The following is an 8,002-nucleotide window of genomic DNA, read 5'->3' on the forward strand; positions in this document are numbered from 1 at the left end:
GAAAACAAATTGATTGTGATTTATTGACCAAACCAACTATTAATTAATTTGATGATTTATCTTCACCATTATCCTTTCCTTCTAGAAGATCGATCAACAATTTAACTTTTGCAAATAGTTCATCATAGGTAATAATTTGTACCGTCTTCTGTTCATCCCTAAATCGTTGAAATGTTTCTTTTTTATGATCATTTGAGTTGAGTTCGGCTTCAAAGTTTCCAATAACAACTACACATAATGGGTTAAACGCATCAAAATCATTATTAGAGTTTTTTGCTAATACTGGATATTCCCTAATCAAAGAACCTTTGTAGCTTAGAACTTGAGCTACACCTCCACAAAGCTCTCGAGAAACCTCGTAAGAAGAATTTCTATAAGGACTTTCAACGAGCTTTGTTTTTGGAGTTTTGATTTCAATCAAAGCGGTATTTTTAGTAGTTGAATTAATGTACAGAAAATCCACCAAATTACCACCTTTATTATCAATTCCTTTGCCACCTACATAAGCATTTTTATGAAACACAACTATCGGACTTAAAGAAATCAGTGACAAAACGAAAGGGAACTTACTAAATTGTTGTTGCCAAAAAGATTCATCATCATTATCTTGATTTTTTTTCCAAATTTTCCAGATATCTTTAAGAAGTTTAATCCCAGTTAGTGTATTAAGAGCTTCGAGTGGATCAATATTTTGTTTCTCAAATTCTTTTATTGTTTTTAAAGCTTGAACACTATCCTTTGCAACACTTAAGAATTCTATGTATGGACTAGCAGAATCAAACTGCATACTCTCAGCTATTTTTTTTGTTAGTCTTCTTATATTACTATTATCTATATATGTATATGTATCCTTTATTTTTCTTAACTCGCTTAAACGTTTCCACTGACGATCATTTTGATCTTCATAATAAACGTTCAAATATACACTTCCACCTGGATTTCGTCGCTTAGGTTCAAAATGCTTTGAAATTAAAGTATATGTACTGTTGACACTTTTTCCCTCCAAATTTAAGACGGGAATAAAACACTTACAGTCATTCATAATTGCAGGCTTAAAATGCTTTAAAGTCAAGGTTAAATCTTCTCTTAAGATTAATTCAACATACGCTCCTTTCAAACCCTTAAAATAACCTAAATATTGATGCAGATGCCCTGGAGTGTCGTTGGTATTTATATACGCTCTTAAATGAGTATCTTTGGGTAAAAATTCAATAACATCATGTTGCTGTAATTGTTTTTTATTATTCATGGTAAGTCAAACTATAACAATTAGTACAAAATTAAATTTCTGTTTAAAGAATAAACCATCACATTTTTTTTAATAACACATCTCATAATTATATAATAGCATAAACCATACCAAATTGTCATGCTGTTAACTTCGTTATCTCAGTGAGAGGCGATCGCTGAAATGTGAAAAACTTGTGTAAAATAAACGTTAGATTAAGATATAATAAATGTGATGGGTTTTGGGAGCGATCGCCAATGAAAATAGAAATTCAGCGAAGATGTTGAAATGGCTAGAAAATTAGCCTACATTCAACAATAAACCGAGCAAGATGTATTAGAGGTAATACAGTCTTCCATTGAAATACACTATCAGCAATTGCAACAACAAGCCGATCCTTTAGCAAAGTTAAAGCAAAGTCCGTTTGTTGGTTGTTTTCAAGCCGAACCTGACTTAGCAGAAAAATCTGTCATTACCATTCATCCCGAACTAGACGCTGATATTCTAGTGGGTCTTGAGTTAATTTAATCACTCCTAAAAATTTTGATAAATCAGACTGTTCCTGCTCGAAAAAATGACTCTGTTCTAAAAATTTCTCAATTTTCTGCCAATCCTGATAATCAATAATAACACCAACTGGACGCATTTTTTCATCCAAAATTAGTCTTTTTTTAAGGGGGTGCATATTGTTCTCCAAATCCCAAGACAAAATTTAGCTTTTGAACGGCATTATCTATTATAATTTGTTCGGAGTGATCGCGTTAGTTATTCTTTGACCTTCACTGACAACTCAAAACCCAAAGTATTCAACAGTTCAACAAAAGTAAAGATTTCACTTCCGCCACTTTCTGCTAAAACTTGATCGAGCTTTTCATAATTTTGCTTGGCTGACTCTGAGAGATTATTCATTTTAATTTGTGCTTCAATTACATTTCTCAAAACCTTTCTTAAAAGATAAGGTTCATCGCCCCCTTCTTCTAAAGCAACTTCTATATAACCTGCGGCTTCTTCAGAATCTTTCAGAGATTCAATTAGATAATCGTGGTAACTATCACTGGTTGGAACTTGTATTTCTTGCATTGTAGTCTCTCCAATACTTCTTAGCAGTTTGAATATCTGTTACTTGGGTCTTTTTATCTCCGCCACAGAGCAGAAGGATAATTGTTAACCCGACTTGTCCAAAGTAGATGCGATATCCGGGGCCATAGTTTAGCCTGAGTTCAAATACTCCTTCACCAACAGAGCGATAATCACCGAGATTACCTTCTTCAACTCGGTCAAGCCTCAACTTTATTTTAAGTCTAGCTTTCCTATCTTGCAATGAATCTATCCATTCACTAAACGGAATTTTACCATCAACTTTAATGTAACGTTGAATTTCCCTCGGTTGTGCTTCCATAAATTATATTAGAGTTGCTTCCAGTTTCAATATTACTGGAGTTTGAGGCGATCGCTGAAATGTGAAATAACTGTGTTAAACTAAGGTTGGAGTCGGTGAAGTTTGAAAGATGCAAAAAGTCTACAAAGTTAAGGCTAACGACTTAGATGATCGTTTTTTGACCGAGTTGAAAGCCACATTTCGAGATCAAGAAATTGAAATCATTGTTTCGGAGATTGATGAAACTTCATACTTATTAAAGTCTCCAGCTAATCGAGAAAAATTGCTCAAAGCCGTAGATAATATTAAGAAAAGAGAGAATATGGTTGAATTTAATAGCGATGATCTGACATGAGAAGAAAAATCGTCTTTGAAGCATCAGCCTTTGAAGATTTTAACGCATGGGCTACTCAGGATAAAAAGCTCTAAGGAAAAATTATTAAGTTAATTCAGGATATTGATCGCTCTCCTTTTGAGGGTTTAGGTAAACCAGAATCTTTAAAATATGAACTCACTGGATTTTGGTCAAGACGCATCAACAACGAGCATCGCTTAGTTTATCAATTGACATCCTCTCCGCCGTAAACGACGGAGATTCGCTCACATCACTGTTTGGGTTTCCTCTTTCGTCGAGTTGACTTACTCAATTGGGTTTCCCCACTTAAGCAGAGGTCAGTCTCTCGGGAGGCGTTTATTTCCGTCTGCCCGACGGTATTTGATAGCTGTTTTAATGAAGATTTCAGAATATTTTTGGCGGCATTTTCGTCTCGGTCTGCTACATACCCACAATGAGGACATTTGTGAGTTCTCGTACTGAGAGTTTTGACAACCTTTTCACCGCAATTTGAGCAATTTTGAGAAGTATATGAAGGTTCAACAGCAATCACTGGAACCCCATAAATTCTCCCAAAATATTCTAACCATTCTCTAAATCTGTACCAAGCAGCATCGTTAATTGACTTGGCTAGATGATGATTTTTAACCAGATTGCGTATCCGTAGGTTTTCTATTGCTACCAAGTCGTTAGACTGGATGACGTGTTGAGCCAATTTACAAACCCAATCGTTACGTCTGCGTGAAACCTTGAGATACGCTCTACCTAACCTGTTCCTGGCTTTTGAGCGATTTTGACTTCCCTTTTTTGTTCGAGATAACTGACGTTGCAGCTTTTTAATACGCTGTTCGTCTTTCCTGAAAAAGCGGGGGTTGTCTATCTTTTCGCCAAAAGAATCGGTGTAGAAATGGTTTAAACCCACATCCAAACCCGTTTGTTTGTTTGTTTGTTCTTTTTTCTCCTCTCGTTCATGGTCTATCAAAAATTGAGCGTAATACCCATCGTGTCTTCTAATGACTCTAACCCGTTTAATTTGTTGGAGTTGATAGAAGTGGAGATTTCGGCTACCCCAAAGTTTAAATGTACCTGCTTGAAACTTATCAGAAAACGTTAAATAGCGTCTATCTTCTGAAAGTTTCCATCCGGATGTTTTGTATTCAACAGATGCTCTAACTTGATACTTTTTAAATTTGGGGAATCCTTTCTTACCTAGTATTTTCTGCCGACAATTCTTATAGAACCTCTCAATTTAAAACAGATAGGATAAGGATTTAACGGATTAAGCTATCTGTGAGATGCCAAGATCTATGGGTTTTACAGTTAAGTTAATCCGTTCTTCCGCTTCTCTATCCGTTTTTAAATGGATGCCCATGCTCTTTCTGCGTGCGCTTGTCGAGCCATAGAATTGAGTTGGTTCACCCAGGGAAAACTCGGGTTGTCTGACAGCAGTTTACAGTAGGTATAAGCATCGTTACGACTTTTGATTTGACCGTCTATCCATGCTTTAATGATGCTATTGCGAACAAAGCGACCTGTACGAATGGCTTCATCTAGCCTTCTGTACTGGCAATGTGTTCCTTGTAGCTTCATTTCATAGACAATCATGTTTATCATTGTCGCTCCACGATAAGCTATTGTAGCAGAAAATAATCCGTCGTGAACGACGGGGCTTTAAACCTGCTTTTTATTGGTAACAGTAGAAGCTTTCTTGTTCTGTATATTGACAAATATTAATAAATATGGTATCTAATAGCTTCTTGAATAATCTGGGGATCTGAGGGGATGCAAGAAGATTTGATTCACATTTTTGTCTATGGTACGCTCAAACCGGGTGAACGCAATTATCAGCGATATTGCGCCAGTCGAGTGATTCAGGAACAGGCGGCGATCGCACAGGGTCAACTGTTTGACTTATCATTAGGCTATCCGGCGATGAGAGAAGGGGAAGGCTACGTCTGCGGAGTCATCCTTTCGTTTACAGATGCCTCAATTTTTGCTGATTTAGATCCCTTAGAAGATTATCAACCTCATCGCCCGCCTGAACAAAATGAATATCAACGCCAAAAAATCCAAACCTTCTGCCCCGACGGACAACCCTTAAAGGTTGCCTGGATTTATCTGATGAATACTGCTAAAATTCAGCAATATAATGGCGTTTACCTCCCTGATGGCAACTGGAGTTCTGAACTTCACGCCGAACAGAAAAGAAACAGAATTGAGAATTAAGGGTTAGAAATCGGGGGTTTAGGAATGGGAATAATCGGTTGATTGACTGTAATACTTGCCGCATCAGATCGAATCATCGGAACAATCGGCTCATTCAGGGCAATTTTGAGGGGTTCAAGATCACTATTCGGTTGAGAAGCAAACTGCGGAATTCGAGAAAAACTGCCAAAAGTTACACCCGATACAGCAGCTATAAATAGAGCAGCAATTGCCGTTCCACTCCAACCCACCAGGCGGTGAGTTCGACGAGTATTCACCTCCTCAAAGACCTGTTGAGCGAGTAGATCGGGGGTAGATTGTTGAGAAGTTGGCACTGGCATACTCTGCCACTGAGAACTAAGCTGTAGCAGTTGGTGATAGCAGCTTTTCACCTGGGGATCAGTCGCTAACCACTGTTCGACTTGGCGACGTTCTTCTGCGTTCGCCTCACCATCAATGTAGGCACTGAGCAGTTCATAGTGATAGTCGCTCAGTTCGCCATCAGACGGATGTTGCATTTGTCCTTCCCTGTTTAACGCTGGGTTGTTGTTTTTTTCCTGATGGTTATAGGACTCAAAGTTCGGCTTCATGGTAACACCTCCCCGGAAATTTAGGTGAATGAAATTAAAATCATTGAACAAATCTATTATTGTTGAAATTTGGGGAGAAAAGCGCTTGAGTGATACATTTTGATCTCTTAACGATTTTACTAAATAGCCTATCAATCTCCGATTAAGGAAATCTGCCTTTACAGATTTTTCTAGCTATTTAGATAAGGTTGTAACTGACTTTGTAAGCGTTGACGCGCTCGGGCAATTCTCGATTTAACCGTTCCGAGAGACACCCCTGTAATTTCAGCGATTTCTTCGTAGGCTAAACCCTCAATTTCCCGCAAAACAATCGTCGTGCGAAACACTTCCGGCAAATCAGCGATCGCCTCATGTAGACAATCATAAAATTCTCGGGTACTGAGATCATCATCTGGCCCTGGGCGTTCAGCCGGAATCTCCCACTCAACCTCACCATCTTCAATACAACGGGGTGCATCGAGGGATAGAGGCGGTTTGACCCGTTTGCGCTTGCGGAGTTCGTCATAAAACAGGTTGGTGGCAATTCGACTCAACCAGCCGCGAAACTTAGCGGGTTCTTGGAGACGTTTGATATTGCGATAAACGCGAATCCAGATTTCTTGAGCCAAATCGGAACGATCTTGCCAGTCTGGAGCCAAATGGTACAATACCTTATCGACATGAACTTGATACCGACGCAGGAGTTCAGTAAAAGCTGCTCGATCGGGTTGTACTCCTTCCTGACATCGCAAGATCAGGTCATAGTTAGAGAGCTTTTCTGGGGGCAATAACACTTGTTGAGGAACGGTCGCCTCAGCCGCAGACCAGGATATAGATATGGTTTCACTCATGGATGGAACTTGGCTCATCAAACATTCCCTTTCAACTGACGTCAGCCAAGTTCCGTATGTTCCCCAATTCTAGCTCAGGGTTGATAGTCCGTCTGAGAACCCCCCAATATTCATGTTGAATTCAAAAAATTAAGGAGAGGTGTTTGTTACCTCTCCCATGATCATGGTTATTCAATTCATTTCCCCAAGGAGTCATAGACAGTCAGTTAGGTTGAGCGCAAGCAAAACCCAACAGAATCGAGTTTTGACATCCTCTCCGCCGTAAACGACGGAGATTCCAAACATCACTGTTTGGGTTTCCTCTTTCGTCGAGTTGACTTACTCAACTGGGTTTCCCCACTTAAGCAGAGATCAGTCTCTCGGGAGGCGTTGATTTCCATCTGCCCGACGGTATTTGATAGTTGTTTTAATGCAGATTTTAGAATGTTTTTGGCGGCGTTTTCATCCCGGTCTGCTACATACCCACAGTGAGGACATTTGTGAGTCCGGGTGCTGAGAGTTTTGACAACCTTCTCACCGCAATTTGAGCAGTTTTGAGAAGTATATGCGGGTTCAACAGCAATCACCGTCACCCCATAAACCCTCCCAAAATATTCTAACCATTCTCTAAATCTGTACCAAGCAGCATCATTAATTGACTTGGCTAAATGATGGTTTTTAACCAGATTGCGTATCCGTAGGTTTTCAATCGCTACCAAGTCGTTAGACTGTATGACCTGTTGGGCTAATTTACAAACCCAATCATTACGCCTGCGTGAAACCTTAAGATATTTTCTACCTAAACGATTTCTGGCTTTTGAGCGGTTTTGACTTCCCTTTTTTGTTCGAGATAATCGACGTTGCAGCTTTTTAATTCGTCGCTCATCTTTTCTTAGAAAACGGGGATTCTCTACCTGTATCCCGGTGGAATCAGTGTAGAAATAGTTAAGACCTACATCTAGCCCTGTTTGTTTTCCTGTGAGTTCTTTATTTTCCTCCCTTTCATGGTCTATCAAAAATTGAGCATAATACCCATCGTGTCTTCTAATCACTCTAACCCGTTTAATTTGTTGGAGTTGATAGCGGTGCGACCCCGCGCCACCTGCGGGCGCTAGGGAACGCGCACCAAGAGAGAAGTGTAAATCTCGGCTACCCCAAAGTTTAAATGTACCTGCTTGAAACTTGTCGGAAAAGGTTAAATAGCGTCTATCTTCTGAAAGTTTCCATCCCGATGTTTTGTATTCAACAGATGCTCGGACTTGAGATTTTTTAAACTTTGGGAATCCTTTTCTACTGGATATTTTTTGCCGACAATTCTTATAGAACCTCTCAATGGATGCCCATGCTCTTTCTGCGTGGGCTTGTCGAGCCATAGAATTGAGTTGGTTTACCCAGGGAAAACTCGGGTTGTCTGACAGTAGTTTGCAGTAGGTATAAGCATCGTTACGACTTTTGATT

10 protein-coding genes and 2 pseudogenes are annotated in these 8,002 nt (G+C 39.4%); 3 read left to right on the forward strand and 9 right to left on the reverse strand.

Translation table 11 applies throughout. The annotated features are described in order from the left end of the window. Window positions 1–43 precede the first annotated feature (43 nt). The 4 genes from VB836_RS02220 to VB836_RS02235 form a co-directional block, all read right to left on the reverse strand. A complete protein-coding gene (locus tag VB836_RS02220; protein WP_323217803.1) occupies window positions 44–1,249 on the reverse strand; it encodes a Shedu immune nuclease family protein in 1,206 nt (401 codons plus the stop codon). A gap of 451 nt (window positions 1,250–1,700) precedes the next feature. Then, window positions 1,701–1,913 carry a hypothetical protein gene (locus tag VB836_RS02225; protein WP_323217804.1) on the reverse strand — a complete coding sequence of 71 codons (213 nt, stop codon included), beginning with the start codon at window positions 1,911–1,913 and terminating at the stop codon, window positions 1,701–1,703. Between the two features lie 80 nt (window positions 1,914–1,993). Next, window positions 1,994–2,308 carry a helix-turn-helix domain-containing transcriptional regulator gene (locus VB836_RS02230; RefSeq protein WP_323217805.1) on the reverse strand — a complete coding sequence of 105 codons (315 nt, stop codon included), beginning with the start codon at window positions 2,306–2,308 and terminating at the stop codon, window positions 1,994–1,996. Then, window positions 2,280–2,627, reverse strand: a complete 348-nt coding sequence (locus tag VB836_RS02235; protein ID WP_323217806.1) for a type II toxin-antitoxin system RelE/ParE family toxin — start codon at window positions 2,625–2,627, stop codon at window positions 2,280–2,282. Before VB836_RS02235 ends, VB836_RS02230 begins: the two co-directional genes overlap by 29 nt. Window positions 2,628–2,736: 109 nt before the next feature. On the opposite strand from VB836_RS02235, the gene VB836_RS02240 reads away from it, so the two are divergent. Together VB836_RS02240 and VB836_RS30460 are read left to right on the forward strand one after the other, a co-directional pair. Then, window positions 2,737–2,961 carry a hypothetical protein gene (locus tag VB836_RS02240; RefSeq protein ID WP_323217807.1) on the forward strand — a complete coding sequence of 75 codons (225 nt, stop codon included), beginning with the start codon at window positions 2,737–2,739 and terminating at the stop codon, window positions 2,959–2,961. 83 nt (window positions 2,962–3,044) lie between these two features. Next, the gene (locus VB836_RS30460) at window positions 3,045–3,191 is read left to right on the forward strand and encodes a Txe/YoeB family addiction module toxin (RefSeq protein WP_323217814.1); all 147 of its coding nucleotides are present in this window, start codon (window positions 3,045–3,047) and stop codon (window positions 3,189–3,191) included. Window positions 3,192–3,211: 20 nt separating this feature from the next. Here the strand turns inward: VB836_RS30460 and VB836_RS02250 are convergent. Further along, window positions 3,212–4,189, reverse strand: a pseudogene (locus tag VB836_RS02250) (RNA-guided endonuclease InsQ/TnpB family protein); the annotation flags it as partial. A 113-nt stretch (window positions 4,190–4,302) separates the two neighbouring features. Then, window positions 4,303–4,545, reverse strand: a pseudogene (locus VB836_RS02255) (hypothetical protein); the annotation flags it as partial. A gap of 177 nt (window positions 4,546–4,722) precedes the next feature. Between VB836_RS02255 and VB836_RS02260 the strand changes: the two are divergent. Next, window positions 4,723–5,166, forward strand: a complete 444-nt coding sequence (locus VB836_RS02260; protein ID WP_323217808.1) for a gamma-glutamylcyclotransferase family protein — start codon at window positions 4,723–4,725, stop codon at window positions 5,164–5,166. Here VB836_RS02260 and VB836_RS02265 read toward each other — a convergent pair. The 3 genes from VB836_RS02265 to VB836_RS02275 all read right to left on the reverse strand — a co-directional run. Further along, a complete protein-coding gene (locus VB836_RS02265; RefSeq protein ID WP_323217809.1) occupies window positions 5,163–5,735 on the reverse strand; it encodes an anti-sigma factor family protein in 573 nt (190 codons plus the stop codon). The genes VB836_RS02260 and VB836_RS02265 overlap by 4 nt on opposite strands. 170 nt (window positions 5,736–5,905) lie before the next feature. Then, on the reverse strand, window positions 5,906–6,565 hold the full coding sequence (locus VB836_RS02270; RefSeq protein WP_046279174.1) for a sigma-70 family RNA polymerase sigma factor: 660 nt from the start codon (window positions 6,563–6,565) through the stop codon (window positions 5,906–5,908). Window positions 6,566–6,849: 284 nt separating this feature from the next. Beyond that, the coding region (locus VB836_RS02275) for an RNA-guided endonuclease InsQ/TnpB family protein (protein ID WP_323217810.1) at window positions 6,850–8,002 on the reverse strand (1,153 nt) is incomplete at its 5' end.

Origin of the sequence: Limnoraphis robusta BA-68 BA1 (genome assembly GCF_034932365.1) — a bacterium.
Taxonomy (GTDB): Bacteria; Cyanobacteriota; Cyanobacteriia; order Cyanobacteriales; family Microcoleaceae; genus Capilliphycus; species Capilliphycus robustus.